The organism is Enterobacter sp. CGMCC 5087, assembly GCF_003144775.1.
GTDB lineage: Bacteria > Pseudomonadota > Gammaproteobacteria > Enterobacterales > Enterobacteriaceae > Enterobacter > Enterobacter cloacae_M.
Genome location: NZ_QFXN01000338.1, coordinates 1 through 319, shown reverse-complemented (window position 1 = coordinate 319; position 319 = coordinate 1). Strand labels below are relative to the sequence as shown.

The 319-nt window shown below is 54.9% G+C and carries 1 protein-coding gene; it reads right to left on the bottom strand.

Going from position 1 to position 319, the window contains the following annotated elements; all coding sequences use genetic code 11:
* Positions 1–106: 106 nt before the first annotated feature.
* The coding region (locus DEO48_RS26265) for a hypothetical protein (RefSeq protein WP_109846750.1) at positions 107–319 on the bottom strand (213 nt) is incomplete at its 5' end.

The following is a 319-nucleotide window of genomic DNA, read 5'->3' as shown; positions in this document are numbered from 1 at the left end:
CTGTGCCGTGATGGCAAAGGTCAGTAATCCTGCTGACAGGATGGCGTGCATGAATCGCATGGTATTTTTCCTTCTCAGTCAAAAATGTTGTTGAGGGGCAGCCGTGTTACATGAGTTGTTTACCCACGGCGATAAGTCCGGCCAGCCAGCCGATACACTGTGGGCCCACAAGCCAGAACAGACGGGCCTTGAGTAATCCGGTCATTCCTTCTCGGGTGTATACCGCATCCGGCATCAGCCATTGTCGAAGAGCAGCACCGACCGTCATACCGGCTCCGGGCCCAAGCGTCATCCAGAACAGATATCCCATTCCCTGACC